Source organism: Bacillus sp. FSL H8-0492 (assembly GCF_038006145.1).
In the GTDB taxonomy this organism is placed as follows: domain Bacteria; phylum Bacillota; class Bacilli; order Bacillales; family Bacillaceae_G; genus Bacillus_A; species Bacillus_A mycoides.
In genome coordinates this window covers 2115876-2134580 of record NZ_JBBOUP010000001.1, presented here as the reverse complement: position 1 = coordinate 2134580, position 18705 = coordinate 2115876, and the positions used below count along the sequence as shown (strand labels likewise).

At 34.6% G+C, this 18705-nt stretch carries 19 protein-coding genes; 6 read left to right on the top strand and 13 right to left on the bottom strand.

The annotated features are described in order from the left end of the window. Positions 1-46: 46 nt before the first annotated feature. From MHH66_RS10860 to MHH66_RS10840, 5 genes are all read right to left on the bottom strand, one after another. The gene (locus MHH66_RS10860) at positions 47-1006 is read right to left on the bottom strand and encodes an RtcB family protein (RefSeq protein WP_078185541.1); all 960 of its coding nucleotides are present in this window, start codon (positions 1004-1006) and stop codon (positions 47-49) included. A gap of 277 nt (positions 1007-1283) precedes the next feature. Further along, positions 1284-1502: an RtcB family protein gene (locus MHH66_RS10855; protein ID WP_002110694.1), complete on the bottom strand. Its 219-nt coding sequence runs from the start codon at positions 1500-1502 to the stop codon at positions 1284-1286. A 442-nt stretch (positions 1503-1944) separates the two neighbouring features. Continuing rightward, positions 1945-2370 (bottom strand): ester cyclase, encoded by a 426-nt coding sequence (locus MHH66_RS10850; protein WP_078185540.1) that lies wholly within the window; start codon positions 2368-2370, stop codon positions 1945-1947. A gap of 199 nt (positions 2371-2569) precedes the next feature. After that, positions 2570-3490 carry a class I SAM-dependent methyltransferase gene (locus MHH66_RS10845; protein WP_078185539.1) on the bottom strand — a complete coding sequence of 307 codons (921 nt, stop codon included), beginning with the start codon at positions 3488-3490 and terminating at the stop codon, positions 2570-2572. A gap of 188 nt (positions 3491-3678) precedes the next feature. Beyond that, positions 3679-4152, bottom strand: coding sequence for a DUF4188 domain-containing protein (locus MHH66_RS10840; protein WP_002128099.1), 474 nt, complete (start codon positions 4150-4152; stop codon positions 3679-3681). A 424-nt stretch (positions 4153-4576) separates the two neighbouring features. On the opposite strand from MHH66_RS10840, the gene MHH66_RS10835 reads away from it, so the two are divergent. Both MHH66_RS10835 and MHH66_RS10830 read left to right on the top strand, forming a co-directional pair. Further along, entirely contained in the window at positions 4577-5158 is a 582-nt protein-coding gene (locus MHH66_RS10835; protein WP_078185538.1) for an AAA family ATPase, read from the top strand. A 120-nt stretch (positions 5159-5278) separates the two neighbouring features. Beyond that, positions 5279-6439, top strand: a complete 1161-nt coding sequence (locus MHH66_RS10830) for an LPXTG cell wall anchor domain-containing protein (RefSeq protein WP_100248649.1) — start codon at positions 5279-5281, stop codon at positions 6437-6439. 72 nt (positions 6440-6511) lie between these two features. Here the strand turns inward: MHH66_RS10830 and MHH66_RS10825 are convergent, their stop codons facing one another. Together MHH66_RS10825 and MHH66_RS10820 are read right to left on the bottom strand one after the other, a co-directional pair. Continuing rightward, positions 6512-7183 carry an ABC transporter ATP-binding protein gene (locus MHH66_RS10825; protein WP_002128101.1) on the bottom strand — a complete coding sequence of 224 codons (672 nt, stop codon included), beginning with the start codon at positions 7181-7183 and terminating at the stop codon, positions 6512-6514. Next, on the bottom strand, positions 7183-8247 hold the full coding sequence (locus MHH66_RS10820) for an ABC transporter permease (protein ID WP_002185435.1): 1065 nt from the start codon (positions 8245-8247) through the stop codon (positions 7183-7185). The genes MHH66_RS10825 and MHH66_RS10820 overlap by 1 nt, the downstream gene beginning before the upstream one ends. A 182-nt stretch (positions 8248-8429) precedes the next feature. On the opposite strand from MHH66_RS10820, the gene MHH66_RS10815 reads away from it, so the two are divergent. Both MHH66_RS10815 and MHH66_RS10810 read left to right on the top strand, forming a co-directional pair. Next, complete coding sequence (locus MHH66_RS10815) at positions 8430-9056, top strand: ArsR/SmtB family transcription factor (RefSeq protein WP_002128102.1); 627 nt, start codon at positions 8430-8432, stop codon at positions 9054-9056. Positions 9057-9272: 216 nt separating this feature from the next. Next, positions 9273-10532: an MFS transporter gene (locus MHH66_RS10810; protein WP_078185536.1), complete on the top strand. Its 1260-nt coding sequence runs from the start codon at positions 9273-9275 to the stop codon at positions 10530-10532. Positions 10533-10649: 117 nt separating this feature from the next. On the opposite strand, the gene MHH66_RS10805 is transcribed toward MHH66_RS10810, so the two are convergent. The 3 genes from MHH66_RS10805 to MHH66_RS10795 form a co-directional block, all read right to left on the bottom strand. Next, positions 10650-11120, bottom strand: a complete 471-nt coding sequence (locus MHH66_RS10805; RefSeq protein WP_078185535.1) for a DinB family protein — start codon at positions 11118-11120, stop codon at positions 10650-10652. A 237-nt stretch (positions 11121-11357) separates the two neighbouring features. Then, positions 11358-12734, bottom strand: a complete 1377-nt coding sequence (locus MHH66_RS10800) for a sensor histidine kinase (protein ID WP_078185534.1) — start codon at positions 12732-12734, stop codon at positions 11358-11360. A gap of 1 nt (position 12735) precedes the next feature. Continuing rightward, the gene (locus tag MHH66_RS10795; protein WP_002084577.1) at positions 12736-13413 is read right to left on the bottom strand and encodes a response regulator transcription factor; all 678 of its coding nucleotides are present in this window, start codon (positions 13411-13413) and stop codon (positions 12736-12738) included. Between the two features lie 610 nt (positions 13414-14023). On the opposite strand from MHH66_RS10795, the gene MHH66_RS10790 reads away from it, so the two are divergent. Then, positions 14024-14536, top strand: a complete 513-nt coding sequence (locus tag MHH66_RS10790; RefSeq protein ID WP_078185757.1) for a DUF6141 family protein — start codon at positions 14024-14026, stop codon at positions 14534-14536. 222 nt (positions 14537-14758) lie between these two features. On the opposite strand, the gene MHH66_RS10785 is transcribed toward MHH66_RS10790, so the two are convergent. From MHH66_RS10785 to MHH66_RS10775, 3 genes are all read right to left on the bottom strand, one after another. After that, positions 14759-15598 carry a YitT family protein gene (locus tag MHH66_RS10785; protein ID WP_078185758.1) on the bottom strand — a complete coding sequence of 280 codons (840 nt, stop codon included), beginning with the start codon at positions 15596-15598 and terminating at the stop codon, positions 14759-14761. 354 nt (positions 15599-15952) lie between these two features. Next, positions 15953-16222: a 2TM domain-containing protein gene (locus MHH66_RS10780; protein WP_002033083.1), complete on the bottom strand. Its 270-nt coding sequence runs from the start codon at positions 16220-16222 to the stop codon at positions 15953-15955. 179 nt (positions 16223-16401) lie between these two features. Then, positions 16402-17043 carry an ATP F0F1 synthase subunit alpha gene (locus MHH66_RS10775; RefSeq protein ID WP_078185759.1) on the bottom strand — a complete coding sequence of 214 codons (642 nt, stop codon included), beginning with the start codon at positions 17041-17043 and terminating at the stop codon, positions 16402-16404. Positions 17044-17511: 468 nt separating this feature from the next. Between MHH66_RS10775 and MHH66_RS10770 the strand changes: the two genes are divergently transcribed. After that, a complete protein-coding gene (locus MHH66_RS10770) occupies positions 17512-18279 on the top strand; it encodes a hypothetical protein (RefSeq protein WP_340866784.1) in 768 nt (255 codons plus the stop codon). Positions 18280-18705: the final 426 nt, after the last annotated feature.

The following is an 18705-nucleotide window of genomic DNA, read 5'->3' as shown; positions in this document are numbered from 1 at the left end:
CCCTCGCTTCATCGAATTTTGAGGCGGGATAAACATTACTCTCCTTTTAGTTCGCTTTAAAATTGTAAATTGGCTTAATAATATGTTTAATATCAATTGTTTCTTTTGTATTCTCAACAATTTCATCCAACGGCTTATATACCATTGGGGCTTCATCTAAAGTGCTTTCTGCAACAGATGTAGTCCAAACTTCTGTCATTGTATTTTGAAAATCCTCTAAGCTGAGTACTTCTTTAGCCTTCTTACGGCTCATTATGCGTCCTGCCCCGTGTGGTCCAGAAAAGTTCCAATCTGGATTTCCTTTACCAAATGCAATAATTGAACCATCTCTCATATTAATTGGAATGATTACTCGTTCATCTTTCTGAGCTGAAATAGCACCTTTTCGTAAAATCATATTTTCCATATCGATGTAGTTATGAATTGTAGTAAATTGATCTGTTACTTTCCAATCCATTCTAGTGATGATTTCATCCATCATTGCTTTACGATTTAACTCCGCATATTTTTGAGCGATTTTCATATCATTCATGTAATCTTTAAATCCTTGTCCTTCTAAATAAGCTAACTCTTTGCGAATCGTCGGTTTGTTAATTCCACGTATAGCTTCATGTATTTCTTTTTGTCTGCCTTCTCTTGTTAAACGCTCAATGATTTCCTCTTTAATAGATTTAACGTTGATAAGTTGCTCATAAGCAAGGTTTTGATAATACTCTGCTATTTGTTTACCTAAATTACGAGAACCACTATGAATGACAATGAATACATTCCCCTTATCATCCTCATTCAGTTCGACAAAATGATTTCCACCACCAAGCGTACCAATACTCTTCTCCGCACGTTGTAATGTGAATGGAGCTCTTACACTATCAAAATCAATCATTTTTGAAAATCGATGTTCCTTATCTCGAATACGAAAACCACTTGGGACAAATTTACGTATCGTTTCGTCTAAGTGATCGAAGTTGATTTCTTCTTTTTTCTTATTAATCATAACAACTTCCATGCCACAACCAATATCGTACTTACCTCCCAGTTTCCTGAAAGAGTGGACTATACCTTCTCTACGGTCATCGAGATATGCAGTCTCTACCGTAGGCTCACCGTATTAATTATTCCTCTTCAATCCAAATAAGGAAGAATAATTCTGTATCTTAGTCTGCCAACCTGATACAAGTCTCTGAACCATTCGATTATGTCACCATAACCACTGGCTGCTGATTGCCCTCGCCTTTACGTTAGGGTTTCCAGCAATTGAGCGAGTAGTTTAAAGTCTGAGCCGATTAGTTAACCCCGACTAAATTAGGAACAATTTTATCTTGAATGGTCATTGTCGTCCCAATAGTACAACCTGCCCCCGCATGTGTATCTGGCATAATACGAATCTTGCTGTCCTTTACGAATTCTTGGTTACAAAGATCTATAATTTGACCTGCTGCTGTTTCTTCTACGTTAGTAGTAAATACTTTCGCTTCATTGTATTTCCCTTGTAATTTCAACATCTTTTATTTCCCCTTTCCTTTAGTTTCCACAAAACAGTGATTAATATATAATTGAATTATGGGAGCTTTAAGTGGTGATACAAATAACTAATACATTTAGATGAAATATAGATTTAAACCATATAGCAATATACATATCATTATATTTTCCATCATTACATCTCATTTCCTTTTTTCATAAAAAAGAGACACAGAGATTTCTCCCCATGCCCAATTGTAGCTTTAAAATAAAGTTTAATTGAAATAATACCATTAACTTTAATAAACAAAAGAAAAGAGCCTATTTTTAAAAACGGTCAATCAAAACACGTTATTTTCGTGATAATTCTAATAATTCTCCCGAAAAAAGTTTAATCGTTTTGTACACCTTTTACAACAGAAGCATTTCGCTTAACAAGATGTTGTTTCTTGCTTTTATTTTTCTATTACTCTTAAAAATTAACTACTGAATATTTTTATTGCACTCAAATTGATTTTGAATTCCTGACCTATCAATTTGAATCCAATACTCTGCTATTTTTCCATCTTCTATTCTATACACAGCACTTGCCATTTGAATTATTGGGAGTCCTGTAGGTTGATATCCATCGATTTCTCCTAAGTGTATACCTACTTGTTTCCAACGTACATATACTTTACTTCCTTGTACTAAAAACTCTTGTATTTCTAAAGAAAAATCACCATATACTTCAATCATCTCTCTTACATGTTCAGCATAATCTTCAGGTGTTCTGCAAACTGTTTGTTCTTCTTCAGATACAATTTGATGTGCCAATACTTTTTCTGCCATCAATTGATTTGAATAGTCAGGATTCTTCCCTGAACGTACTTCTTCAAAAAATTTTCTAACAATTTGTTCTGGCGTCATTTGAAAACCCCCTTATTAATAAATCCAATACTAATCATATCACAGTTTATTTTAATCTAACTATTAAAGTAAACTGATCCGCGCGTACAAAAAAACAAGACCTCTTCATGATTAAGATATTTCGGTTCATATCTTTCAGAAAAATCGAAACTTTATTCAAAACATCGTGACTTTATTTTAAATTCACACTAATAATCAGCTACTTCTTCACCGCATGTACATAATGCACCGTCTCAAAAGCTTCTAAATAATCGTTTCGTCCTTCAAAATATAATGTATGAATATCCTCTGGTGATAAGTGCTCATAAATGAGTAAGTCCGATTTCTCTAACAGTGCTTCCATTTCGGTATAAGAAAAACACGATTTCATCGGTTCTCCGCCTATCTCAGCCATCTTCATCATATTTTCAACTCGATTGGATAATCCTTTTTCCGTAAATAAGTTTTCATCAGGATAATCGAAAACGATAGAACTTCCTGCTGGAACTATCTCGAATAAATATTCTATTAAACTGGAAAGTTCCTCTTTCGTTAAATAATACGTAACACCTAAAAGGCTAAAGAACGTCTTTTTATTTTCAAATCCTTCATTACGTAACTGTTCATAGGAAAAACCTTTCGTGAAATCCATGGAAACAAAATGAAGATTATTTGGCATTTCAAGTTCTGCTTCCTTCACTCTTTTCTTCTTAAACGCTTGCGTAGAAGGATGATCCACTTCAAATATTTCTATTTTATTCTCTAATTCTCTATGTCTAAAACTAAACGTGTCTAAGCCTGCACCGAGTATGACGTATTGCCTCGCGCCTAATGTAATTTCATGTAATAGCACTCTTTCACAATATGCTGCACGCGCCAAAGGTGTTGGTGATAATTGAACTTGTGTAATCCATTTTAAAATTTCTTTCGGATTGTCTTGAAACTGCTGTGCAATGTCTTTATTGAAAAAATGTATTCCTTGAACCATGTTCGTTTCAATATCATTACGTTCTTTTTGTGAAATAAGATCTTTAGCTACATAATCATCAAAGATTTTAGAACTATCAAATTCACTATGATACGCCCTTCCGAAAGCTGATACTAACGATGTTACACTTGATTTACCTTGTTTCACGCACATACACTCCTTCATTTTCACAACAAAAATAGGGTCCCCCTGGCCAGGAGAACCCTATTATACACTTTATTTTTATACTGGTAAATTATAACATAAATAAGTTTTTTTGTCAAGTTTTCAGCCTACTAACACTCCGACACTTTGTATATTATCCGGCAGGAACATCAAAATTATATGCACAATTTTCCGAATTATTTATTCATTCTTTTTTGAGCAGTATTAGTATCTTGAGATACTGGTATATGTTCGGTAGCTCTAGATAAACCTGTTTTTGGCATATTAACATAGATTGCTTCAGAAGCACCTTTTTCTATTTGATATGTCTCGTGAAAAACACCGACACTCCCATTATCTTTAATCTTATTATTGTATGATTTCCAAGCATATGAATGATTTTTTCCGTGAGCATAGTTTACTAATTCGTCGAATCCCTTCCAGTATTGAATTAGGATTACTTTTCTCCAACTAAATAAGAATTCTGTATGTAAGAAACCCCATTGTGGATTTTGATACAATTCTTTAATCATAGGTCCCATAGCATTAAAAACTGGTATCCACTTCCAAAATTTTAATAGGTTATTAATACGCATACCAATAATAAAAACAACAAATTCTTGATCCTTGCTATTGGCTATATGCCTGCCGTTAAAAATTTTAGCCCCCACTTTAATCCCCCTTTTTTACTGAACATAAATAATGTGCAGCTCCCAAATAAACCATAACACTTTTCCATGAATTTTCCAATTGATTCAACATAGATTATGAAAGGCTGTATTTAACTATAAAGGGTATATGTTTCCTACCCTTTTATTATTAATATTTGTTCTAAACCTCCTTTTCACCAGGAACATTTTCATAATATATTTCAATAACGATAGCATTGTCGCCCCCTTTCTAAACAGAATATTTTTTAGTTCATTTGAGTTAGGACAACATCACACTTTTCACATTAGGGAATTATTGGATAAATAAGTTTTTTGGTGAAATTTCCAGCCCATTACTACTCAGCCACTTTGTATTTTCTTCGGCAGGAAAATTGTCGATTCACACCGAACATTCCAGATTATAACAATACATATGGAGGCCAATATGAAACGATTAGTCATTATTACAGTAGGAAAAACCCACAGTGGAAAAACAACATTTGCTAAAGAACTAGAAAAAAAGTTACCCCACTCTTTCGTTATGGATCAAGATAACCAAGCAGAATTTATTAACACGCATTATGAAAAATTACAGCCAACTGAAGGCCCTAATACATTTAAGCACGCTCTTTCGAAATTCATTGTTGATTATGCAAAAGAACATACAAATTTACACCTTATCATTTGCAACTCAAATAGAAGCCGAAACGGCCGGATCTATTTGCTGAATGAGCTGTTTAAGGAAGAGGAATATGTACGCATACTCGTTCGTTTTGACATTCCAGATGATATTCTTTATGAAAGAGTAGCTCGAAGCACGCGAAGTATAAATATATTTAGAGGTAACTATTCCAGTTTCAAAGAAGTACTCGTTCGGCAACAGGCTGAATCTCAACATGAAGATGTAGTAGATCCTGTAGAAAATGATGCTGATTATTTGTTTGTTATTCGCGATAGTAAAGATGTAAAATCTACTATAGAAGAAATTGTTCATCTTGCTGAAGATTTGTCCCCTATCCCAAAATAAGAGACTATAAGAATCACATAATCATAGATTCTTATGCAAATACTTCCTCTAGGCGCCGAACATGGTATATAATAATAAAATAATCTACTTCTATATGCTCAATTTTACACAAAACAGCTCATGCATATGAAAGAAAAGAGGTACAAAAATATGAAAACAAAACAAACAATCGCTGCGTCTACACTAGCTTTAGCAATGATTGCTGGCGCAAACTCTACTCATGCGGAAGTAACTGATGCTACTCCCCAGCAAAGTACGGGAGATCGCTTAGCTGAAATTAAGCAACATAGACAAGAGTTAGATGCGAAATTACAGCAGCACAAAGAAAATGTGGATCAAACATTAAATGAACTTAACCAAGTTAAGGAAAATGTTGATACAAAGGTTAATGAACTACATGAACGTAAACAAGTTGCAGATGAAAAAATTGGCGAGATTAAACAACATAAACAAGAGTTAGATGCAAAACTTCAGCAAGACAAACAAATCGCCGAAGATAAAATCGCTGAAATTAAAGAGCATAAAAAGCAAGTAGATGAAAAAGTTGCTGAAATTAAAGAGCATAAGCAAACTGTTGATGAAAAGGTTAATGAGATTAAAGAACATAAACAAACTGTTGATGAAAAAGTGAATGAAATTAAGCAGCATAAAGAAAATATCGATGCAAAGGTTAATGAGCTTAAGGAAGTAAAAAAACAGGTAGATGACAAATTAGCTGAGTTAAAGAAAGCGAAACAAACTGCTGAGGACAAACTTGCTGAAATTAAAGAAAATAAACCGAATACAGGTAACACATTAGAAGAACTTAAGAAAATTAAAGGCAATTTAGATAGTCTTTCATCTAACTTAGAACTAGCTAAACAAGATGTGAAAAACAAATTAGCTGAGTTACAAGAAGCTAGACAAGATTTACTAAATAAAATAAACGAAATGAAACAAGCGAAACAAACTGTTTCAGACGATTTAACAAAGAAAAAACAAGACTTAGATATTAAAATAAACGATTTTAAACATACTGAGAAAAAAATTGATGACAAATTAGCTGAGTTACATACAACGAAGCAAAATGTAGATAACAAAATTAATGAAGTATCACAACCTAAACACACGACAGTAAATAATAACACTACAACTACTACTGTTCCAGCGAACAACAACGCTAGAGAACTTCCTAACGCTGGTAGTGAAGAATCAAATAATATGACTTTAGGTATGTTATCTGTATTAGGCGGGGTTTTATTAATAACACGAAATAAAATTAAAACGTTCTTCTCAAAATAAAGCTATTATATCTATTTTAAAATAATCATACAAAGGCCAACTGCACATATATGTACGGTTGGCCTTTTTTCTTTATATTAACTGCCCATCTCTAAGCGTCAATATACGATCACATACATCAAGCATTCTTTCATCATGTGTAATCATAATTGCTGCTTTTTGACTTTCTTTCACTTCACGTTTCATCATTTCAACTACTTCACGTGCGCGTTTTGAGTCTAAGCTTGCAGTTGGTTCATCCGCTAATATTAAATCTGGGTTGTTCATGAAAGCACGAGTGATTGCTACCCTTTGTTTTTCCCCGCCCGATAGTTGATTTGGATAATGAGTTTTTCTTTCAGATAATCCAAATGCTGCTAGCAAGTGATCCGCACGCTTTTCAGATTCTTGTTTGCTGTCTTTTTTTAGCTTTGCAATATAAAGCAATTGTTCTTTAACATTTAAATATGGAACAAGATTTGCGAACTGGAAAATGAAGCCGATTTTTTTCAAGCGAATGTCTGTCATTTCCTTTTCCGATAACTTCGTAATATTTTGCTCACGAATGTAAATATCCCCTTTTGACGGTGATAATAAAGCACCCGCGATTGATAATAACGTACTTTTCCCTGATCCAGAAGGACCAACGATTCCGATAAACTCTCCAGCTTTCACATCAAGCGACATCGGATGAAGGGCTGTTACTTCCGTATTCCCTTCTCCGTACACTTTACTTACTTTGTCTAATTTCAATAATGAAGTCATTACATCCCGCCTCCAATTGCTTCTAATGCATCAACTTTTAATACTTGGTATAACGAAATAAGTGTTCCTAAAATACTAATTACGATAAAGATTGCTGCATATTGTGCAATCATCGGTGTTGTTAATAAGAACGGCATACCTGCTGGTAAAATTTGTTCTAATCCTTGTACAAGAACAATACTGATCACCATCGCAACGACTGATAAGAATAACGCCTGCACGACTAAGCTATTTGCTAAATAAGAATTTTTCGTACCGATTGCTTTTAGTACACCTAATTGCTGTGTTTTTTGCAACGTAATTACGTAGAAGAATACACCAATTAGTAACGCAGCGATAACAAGTAAGAACGCGATAATCATCGTTAATGTTCCTTGCTCTTCTTTAAATCCTGGAATACTTTGCAGTACTTCTTTTTTGTCGATAACATGTGCATTTTTAATTTCTTTATCTGTATTAAGCGCAATTGCACTATAATCTTTTTGGTTTGGTTGTGAGATAGCGCCCCATACGTCTTCATTTACATAAACGACTGGTGTATGGCTAAACATTTGATCTTTCGTAAATCCAACAATTTTAAATTCTTTCTTTGAAACAGGATCAATAATTGTATCCCCAATATCAATTCCTTTTTCTTTAATTGATTCATCAGCAACCATTTCGTTATTTGCTGTACCTAATTTCTCACCTTTTACAATTTTCGGTTCTAAAAATGAATCACGTTCACTTGAGAAAATAGCAACATCCACTTTTTTCGAACTATCTTTCTTTTCATACGTTGAAACTTTCACACGAAACGGAACTGCCTCTTTCTCGCCTGCTTGATTTACTACGTTATCTACATCTTCTTTCTTAATTTGTGAACGAAGTAATTTATTTTCCGCATCATCCGCTAGTACAAATTTATTTGCCTCCATATTTTGAATCGATGAAGCATTATCATATGATAGTCCATTTGCTAATCCTGAAATAACAAGAACTAAAAATGATAGTAACACCATAATCAGTCCGATTAATCCATATCTTAATTTTGATTGTTTTAATTCCCGCAGAGCTAAAAACATTTCGCTCGCTCCTTCCTCTTTCTTTCTATGCATTCATCATAAAAAAGAAATATGAACGGAATATGAACAGAAGATTACAGAGTGTAAGATTTAATTTTCAGAAAGTATTGAAAACAATTAAAATCCTTGATACAATTCAGTCAAGTAATCTTGACCGAGTAATTTTATTTAAGGAGTTGATCATGTTGAAGCCCATGTTAACACTAACTACTTATAGCCAACTAAAAGCAATAAGCGATCCACTACGTGTCGAAATGATGATGCGTCTATGCGAACGTCCTTATACAGGACAATTACTATCTGAGAAATTCGGCATTCCAAGGGCTAAAATTCATTATCATTTAAAAGAATTAGAGAAGAATGGTTTTATAGAGATTGTTTATACAGAAGAAAAGAATGGCATCGTTCAAAAGTTTTATCAATCTGTCGCTAGAGGCTTCACCCCTGCCGCGGACCTATTACCTCATTTAGAAATATTAAGCGAATCAGGTCGCCAAATCTTTTTACAAATGACGGAAAGAACGAAAAGCCATATTCTCGCTGCACCAGAAGAAGCTTTTACATTACGGAAAGTAAGCGAAGACCCAGCTGAGTGGAATTACGTTTCATCTTGTTGGGAGTTTGATGCTACGCCAGAACAATTTCAAATGTGGGTGAAAAAGTTTCATGAATTGATGGCTGAATTAAATGATATCGCAAAAGATGCGGATAAAGATCCAAATAGTAAATCTTACTACATTTCTACTACTGCATTACAAATCGACGAACGAGCAATGCAGCGCTTTGTGAAAAAAGAAGAAAAATCGTAATACGATTTTTTTTACACTAACGGTCAAAATTATTTTACCGAATAAATTTACCCGGCAGTAACGGGCAGTAAGAATCCCCCCTGAAAATTCAACTGGAGCAAAGAAGTTAGATGGGAGATTAACTGCCCGTAAATGCCCGATTGGTTCAACTAATAATCAGTGGGGATAAACCTCCCACTGAGTAAAGTTTCACTTTATTATAAAGGAGTAGATTAAATGGACATATTAAAAAACCGGAATTTCCTCTTATTATTTTTAGGGAGAATTTTTACAAACATAGGAGATAGCTTGTATTATGTAGCAGCGATGTGGCTCGTATATAAGCTGAGTGGTAATCCTTTTTATTCTGGATTAGCTGGTTTCCTTACATTATTACCTTCTGCACTTCAATTTCTTACTGGGCCATTCGTTGATAGATGGTCAATCAAAAACACCCTCGTCATTACACAAATTTTGCAATGCATTCTTATTTTAATCATTCCCATTACACACTACTTCGACTTACTAACAGTCCAACTACTCCTCATCATCATGCCCATCGTAGCCTTTATCGAACAATTTGCCTATCCCGCACAATCAAAAGCTTTACCGCTTCTACTGCATAAAACACAATTATTAAAAGGAAATTCACTCTTTTCATTTGCATATCAAGGCATTGACTTAATTTGTACGACTCTTTCTGGCATATTAGTAGCACTACTTGGCGCAATCACTTTATACGTAATCGACTCTTTTACATTCGCGATTACTGCCCTTTTGTTCTTTTCATTGAAAATGCCAAAGCAAGCAGAAACCAATACATCGCTATCAACTAAACAATATTTCACTGATTTAAAAGAAGGTTTTTCCATCGTCTTTCGTTCCTTAATGGGTGTTTTCTTAATCGGTTCAGTTGTCGCTAATTTTTCTATCGGTATGACGATGGCAATACTCCCTTCTTTTGCAGACTCTTTAGGTGGCGTAAAACTATACGGTTTCTTTTTAGCCGCTATATCTGCTGGTAGTCTCATTGGAGCATTATTCAGTTCATGGGTTGGTAAACGTAATGTTGGCCGTGTCTCCATCATTAGCTTTGCGGCTGGTGCCTTCTTTTGGTTCCTCTCTACGATTGTACCGTTTCAATGGCTGTCTATTTCCTTATTTGGCCTAGCTTGGATACCAATTGGTGCCACCAACATATTATTTGCGACAATTAGTCAAACTTTAATTCCAAATCAATATCTTGGACGCATCAATTCAGTCATGCGAAGTATGGGCACAATTGCTATGCCGTTCGGTTCTTTAATTGGCGGATACACTGCAAATGTATTTAGTAGCCAACTCATTTTCGCGCTCGCTAGCATCGGTATTTTATTTATTTCTCTCGTATGGCTACTTCATCCGAAATTACGGGCTTTGCCGAAAGCTGATGAAATTACAGCGGATACTTTTGAAGTTCGGTTTAAAGTAGAGCGCGGGAAAGGTGCGACTTTATAGCAGGAACAAATTTAACCCCGTTCTAAATTTGGGACGGGGTTATAATTATAGTTATTTAATTTTGAATGTAAAATACCTCACTAAAAATATAACAATAGCACCAACTAAAACGTTCAATTATCGATTTGATGGCCAAGACCCCTGCATTTTCCTTAATTGAATAATTTGACCTGTATGATAAGCATCATGAAGCATAATGTCCAGTAATTTTCCCTCAAGTGAATTTTGCTCAAGCTCTTTTTCAGAAATTGCACTCAATGCCTGTCTTAAATTACGTTGGGCATTTTCACAACGTTCAACGACCTCCTTCCATTCCTTATCACCATTTGATTGCTCGGTAAGATAAAAGGTTTCATCACCGTCAAGATTATGTGTCCATTCACGGCCTTCCAAGTTTGCAGCAAGTCTCTCTTTGTAATAAATGAGATGATTAACGTTCTCCCAAATGGTTTTAGTTGCCTCTCCATATGGTTTCCAGATAGCCTGTTCGGCTGTAAGTCCTTCTATAGCATGTTTAAACGGTGCATACCAACTCTCTTTATCGAATGTGGAATCTAGTCCGTTTAAAAACAAGTCAATTCGTTTCAAAGTAATCGCCTCCCTAAATAGTTAAAGTTTCAATAAAATCCTTATAGCTCTGTAGAGATTCTACATTTTCAAATAAACTTCCTGCTAATCTTATTCCACAAACTGACCCAATTGTGAAATAGAATGACTCGCATTTTTTCAAACAACTTTTTATCACTTTACACGTAAGTGATAATATATTGACCAATTGACAAAAATAAGAAGAGGCTGTTCTAAAAACAGCCTCTTCCTTTCCATCTATTTCGGAAGCTCAACCCGAACAGTCGTCCCTTCCCCCTTCGTGCTATATACCGAAACGTTTCCATTATGAAGTTCAACAATTTTCTGCACGATCGATAACCCTAAACCACTACCTTCTATGTTTCTTGCCCTTGCCGTATCTACTTTGTAAAAACGATCAAATATACGATCCATTTCTTCTTTTTCCATACCGATTCCGTTATCTGATATAGAAATGACAATACCGGATTCTAATTCTTCTACAACAAATTCAATCGTCCCGCCATCGTTTGAAAACTTAATGCTATTCGTAAAAATATTACTCCATACTTGATGTAGTAGGTTTTCATCACCTTCTATAAATATGTACGGTACATCAAATTCAACAGCTATATCTTTTTCACGCCATTTCCATTCGAGCATAAAAATGACGTCTTTAATTTGCTTCTGCAGATTGAATTCTTTTATCTGTAAAACCTTCTCTTCTTTATCTAAAGAAGCAAGCGTAAGTAACTGTTTACATAAACTAGACATCCGCTTACTTTCACCCTCAATAATTTTCAAGTAACGTTTTCTTTCCTCTTCACTCATATTCTCCGATTGTAATGTTTTCGAAAAACCTTGTATCGAAGAAAGTGGAGATTGGAATTCATGAGAAACGTTAGAAACGAACTCTTGTCTCATTTGGTCTAATTCTTTAATGCTCTTTGTCATCTTTTGAAAATTAGTCGCTAGTGTACCAATTTCATCTTTTCGATTTTCATCTAATTCGATATCATATTCACCACTTGCAATCTTTTGAGTCGCTTTCGTAAATGTTCGAATAGGACGAACAATATACCCTGCTGCGATCGCTATAAAAATGATACTTAATACAACGATGAAACCGAGTAATACCGCTAGAAAAATTCTCATTTCACCAAATTGTTGCTGAATATCAGGGCGAATGAATAAAGCGTACTGTTTATCATCGTGTTTTAGCGGTACACCGACACTATTAATTAATTCATTATCAAAAAATCCTGTAATAAAGAGGCGCGTTGGATATGTGGAAACGCCATTAAACGTTTCACCTTGCAATACTTTATGAACGGTATCATCACTAATTGTTATCTTACGAAACGCATTCCCAATACGCTTTCCATGATTTTCGTCATCTACAATATAAATTTCATACCCTAACTTCGCAATAGACTGTAAGTATGCCTCTTTATTCTCTTCACTTTGCTTTTCATATAATGATTTTACTTCTTTAGCATACATTAAAATCTTTTCACTATTGTACGGTTTTAACTTCACTTGATAATATACGTTCGTTAATAAAAAACCGATAATACTACTAAGAAGCATAATACCGACTGTCATAAAAACAAATCTAGAATATAGTGATTTCATTTTATTTCAACTCCAACTTATAACCGAGTCCGCGTACTGTCGTAATTTGAAAATCGTCTGTTCGTTTTGAGAAACGATCTCGTAGCCTCTTCACATGAACGTCAACTGTTCGTTCATCTCCTTCAAAATCCATTCCCCATACTAATTCAATCAGTTCTTCTCTTGAAAATGTTCTTCCAGGATAACTAGCAAGTTGTGATAATAATTCAAATTCCTTTAATGGAAGCAAAATCGTCTGACCGTTACACTTCACTTCAAAGCCTTTTCGATCAATAGTCGTTCCGTGTAATGTAATAATATCAGCACTAAGCATTTGATAACGGCGCAATAAAGCTTTCATACGGAAAATTACTTCAGCTGGTTCAAATGGTTTTACAATATAATCGTCCGTACCAGAAATGAATCCTTTTTCTTTATCCACTAACTGATCTTTCGCAGTTAATAAAATAACAGGTATATCATGATACTTCCGAATTTCTTCACATAACGTATAGCCATCAATAAACGGCATCATAATGTCTACTATCGCAAGATGAATATTTTCTTTCTCTAAAACGCCTTGCGCTACCTTTCCATCTTCCGCTTCAAAAACTTTAAAGCCCTCTTTTTGTAAATGGTAATGCAATAACTCTCTAATATGTTTATCATCATCAGCTAATAAAATATGTATCATCTTCATTAAACCCTCTCTTGTTCATCCTTCTACATCCTTACATTAAGAAACAATTGGATTTTTTGCAAGAAAAAGAAAAACAATTACAGCATTAATTTTTTCATGGCAATGAGCTAAATTTTAAAATCCATTACGTGAAATTATTGAGGTTATCAAAGATACTACGCATTAGAACCGCAATACAGTACAACAGATCGTATGATAATGTAGCTTTGGAATAAAGGTTCATAAATAATACCTACAAGCCAATATTTTACGATAAATAAAAAGAATCCATTTTGAAATAGATTTTAAATAGACTAAACTAAGAAGAGGATATTACGTTCAATATATGAGTATATATCCTCTTTTCTTATAAACATTAGATTACTTATACAGATAATAAAAATAAAACTCTATATGTATACTGAATTCGGAAAAGTTTGTATAATTTAGGTAGCTAACGTATCTCATAACGGAAAGCGTTGTGAGGTCTTTAGACTGAGCGTTAATTTTTTTAGGGGTGAAGTGCTATGAGAGTACAAGAGGTTCTCATAGAGAATAACAACAAAGGATACATATTACTGGATCAAAAAGGATTCCCTGTAATAAATCATTTAGGAGGTGACAATTATTAATGAAACAACAAGAACGTATTATCTTTCGTGAGGTTCAGCGACCACAACAAATTTGGGTATGGATACTCATATTTGGGATCGCAGCACTGATGTGGTATGGATTCATTCAACAAATTATCCTTGATAACCCGTTTGGAGATAAACCAGCTCCCAATGGTGTGTTAATTGCTTTGTGGTTGTTTTTTGGGATTGCCTTTCCTCTATTAATGCTTGGGGTATTGAAACTGATTATAGAAGTCCGTGAAAAAGGTCTTTATGTTCGTTTTGTTCCTTTTCATTTTCAATATAAACAGTACCTTTTCAAAAATATATGTCACTATGAAAGCATTACTTACAGTCCACTAAAAAGATTCGGAGGATGGGGAATTCGTTTTAACCTTAAGGGTGAAACGGCCTATAACATGAATGGAAAGAAAGGTATAGAGTTAAAGTTGAAATATAACACAGTGGTAATCGGCACTCAAAAACCGGACGAATTAAAAAAAGCATTGGACTCGGCACAAAAAGCATAATGAAAATTAATCGTCAACAAACGGGTATCATTGTGGAATAAGAAAGGACATTACATATTAGTCATATAAAATATATAATGTCCTTGAATTTATTTGTTTTTTTAAAATTTAGGTCTTGATAATTAAGTGATCAAAATAGATTCTCATATTTTCGCATTAAGATTATTTCAATAAAAAATATTGCTCATTTTCTGCCTTTTTAAAAACTAATTCTAACTCTTATTAAGCCTTAGAAATATCAACAAATCCTTCTCCGAACACATCACGAACATCGTGTATAGCGATGAACGCAGCCGGATCCGTAGTTTGAACAATCCGTTTTAGCTTCACTACTTCTTGCTTATTAATAACAATATAAAGAATTTCCTTCGAAGTTTTCGTGTAATAGCCATGACCTGAGTACACAGTAACCCCTCTGCCCATTAAGGTAGTCACCTTCCCGGCAATTTCATTCGGGTTATCAGAAATAATCGTAATAGCCTTTTTCGGATTTAAACCTTCAATTACAAACTCCATCACTTTCGTTGCTACATATAGCATAATAATTGTTATCATCAGTTTTTCTGCACCAATGATGAAATAAGATGAAAACGCAACAATTAAATCGAAGAACAGTAAACCATAGCTAATGCTCCATCCTAAATATTTATGCGTCATCCTTGCTAAGATGGTAGTACCTGCTGTTGTTCCGCCAACGCGAATAATAAGACCAATCCCGCATCCAATAAATATTCCTCCGAAAATGGCATTTACAAGCATTTCATCCGAAGCAATCGTCCAACCTTCTGTCAAATGAAGGAATAGCGAGTTCGTAACTACAGCGATAATCGTATAAATTGTTGTAATCTTATTTAAAAATTTATAACCAGCTATTAACAAAATCGCATTTAAAATTAAGTTAACTAAACCTGGTGACCATTCAAATAAATAGTACGTAATAATCGTGATACCTGTTACTCCACCCTCACCAAACTCGTTCGGAATAACAAACAAATTCACACCTAACGCAAAAAGAAATGCACCAATAATAATAAAAATAATGTCTGTGGTTCTTTTTTTCATACAGTACCTCACTTCTTATGTAAATATTTATTCTGTCATAAACTCTCACCATTATATCGTGGAATATTCAAATCGAACAGTGATTTATTTTTATTTTAATATAGGGTAATAAATCAACTTCATCCTATATCCACATGTAATTAAAAAAGTAAAACAACATTATTTTTAGTATGTACTCCAAATAAAGTTTTGATTTCACACGCAATTCACGCTAAAAAATGAATATGAACACTCTTACTCGCACAAACTTCGAATAAAAAACAAATAGGCGAAGCTATAGAATAGACTTCGCATCAAGCGTGTGAGCACAGAGATTTATATGAAATTTTATATTCATACATTCCAGAAATAAATTTACTTATCTTTCTCCATATATTCTTTAATCTTTCGTTCTTCCCACTCTTTTCCGAATATCCCAACTGGAAAAGTTGTCAAACCGTGTATAACGATACCGATCCCCCAACCTGCAAGTGGATATAAAAACCATAATTTACTTGAATCAGAGCTTATATTTATAATAAAAAGCATTAAGTTCACTAGTATATAGACCGTTAAATGAATATAAAACGCTTGTAAATTCTCTACCCTTTTTTTAGCTCGTAAATAAACCTCATCTTGCTCCACCCTTAAACACCTCTTTCCATATTGTTTTTTTCACCTTCGCTCCAGTATTAACATCATATTCTAATCAGAAATCCGTTATTCTCAAAAAAACATAAAACAAAAAAGTACCCATCAAATTATCATACACATGATCATTTGATGGGTACTGCATGATACATTTGTTATTTACAAGCTTCTAATTAAGACCAAATCCAAACATCATCATTATTTTCAACGTTGCTCTTTATCTCATGAATTTTTTCAATATGATCCGTTGTGTTGTAGTTAATAGAAATTCCGCCCCAGCCTACATACTTCATATCAATTTTTACTTTCTCACCTGTATTAAATACTTGTCCCTTCGTTAAGAAAACATCAATAATATCTTTTTTCCCGTTTAGCGATGGATACTCAACTACGACATATTTAGTAGAACCGTCTCCTTCATCTTCCATCGTTCCTACTTTTGATACTTCCCCAATTACATAATCAGGAGAACCATCTTCTTTCATGTGCATACCTAATTTATTTGACGTATTTTCAACTGTATTTGCAATCATATATTCCGTAAAATTACGCATCATAGATCCAGTAGCTTTAACCTCATCCCCTACTTTCACATTTGAAAGGGAATCTATATACACACTAACAGGTTCCTCATATTGCTTAGATTTTACGACAATTACACCGTTATCTACTTCTACTACTCGCCCTTCTAACGTCGAAAAATTCGATTCAATAGAAGCAGCACTCGCTTTTGACAGTTCTAATCCTGGTAAATTCGTTCCTGATAATGCTGCGATCCCTAAAGCACCTGCTAAAATTATTTTTTTCATACCCATATGTAACCTCTCCATTCATGATGATTATATTTTTTGATTGGATACGACCAACCTGTAACTATTATAGTTACAGGTTATATAAAATAGCAACCATCTTTCTTATGCAATGTTGCATACAGTAAATTTTAAATATACAGCAAGAGGACTAAATTCTCGAATTATAATAGTTAATTTAATTCAAAGCTAAAATAACCTTATGGGCACGGTATAAAGAAATTAAGAGCCGCTTTCGGTCCTAAAGTTAGCGAATAGCTTTATAAAAACTCAATCAAAATCTATTCAACGAATTGAAAAATGAACTATGTCGAATTTTATTTTCATAAAATTCAAATTTCAAGGAGGTTTTACAAAATATTACACAGAATTATTCGTATATCGTAATATAATTGGTGATTTTTTACGATTTATTTCATTTTATCTACCACGTTTAGACAAAATGGAAAACCATAGCAAAAGGAGAGATATAGATTGAAAAGAAAAATTAGTACAGCTGTTGTAGGGTTATCGGTATTCAGCTTTGGTCTTTTTGGTGTAAATATTGGGGATGGCGGCGTTGTAAAGGCTGCACATGGGGATACTCCTGCTCCTAAACAAGAGAGTCATGCTGATTTCCCTGCTCCTAAATTAAATTCACATGGAGATTCATGGGCTCCTGCTTATGATCATGGAAGACCCCCTATTTCATCATATAATAAAGGGGACACTTGGGCTCCGAAATCAGTAAGCATTGGTGACCACGGTGGCGCTCCTGCTTATAATAAAGGCGACGGTGGGGTTTCCCCTGCCTACACGAATACTCATGGAGAAGGAATGGCTCCTAAACAAGAGAGTCACGCTGACTTTTTTTCTCCTACGTTAGAAACGCATGGTAATACTGGCGCTCCTGCTTTCAATGGTGGTGATACGCCGGCTCCGAAACTTGAGAGCCATGCGGATACTTGGGCTCCTGCTTTCAATATTGGCGATACACCTGCTCCGAAATTAGATTCACGTGGCGATACTGGCGGCGCTCCTAAGCTTGAAGGGCACGAACATTTCCCTGCTCCTAAACAAGAGAGCCATGCTGATCTTCCTGCCCCGAAATTAGAGGGACATGGCGATTTCCCTGCCCCGAAACAAGAGAGCCATGCTGATCTTCCTGCCCCGAAATTAGAGGGACATGGGGATCTTCCTGCTCCGAAATTAGAGGGACATGGGGATCTTCCTGCCCCAAAATTAGAGGGACATGGCGATTGATCTTCCTGCCCCGAAACAAGCTCCGAAAATAGAAGCTCAGAGAGCCATGCTGATCTTCCTGCCCCGAAATTAGAGGGACATGGGGATCTTCCTGCTCCGAAAATAGAAGCTCACGGTGAAACTATTTAACACAAACCCCCTAACTATGTAGCTAGGGGGATATTTTTTCATCCTATTGACACCTCATGCATACTTTCTCAACTTTTATTTTAGTACTGTGCATGTGACATCATTTTATTAAGATTCTATAGTCAATTGTGATCCCTTTCCCCAAAAAAACATGGACAACACTATAAAAACACAAGGATTGACAGGTTTTACAAGATTTAAAAATTCAGAATATTATTTATCAAGAGAGAATTCCATATAATTACTTTTTATTGAGTTACCCTTATAGTTACAATTATATAGAAAAATATACAAGGG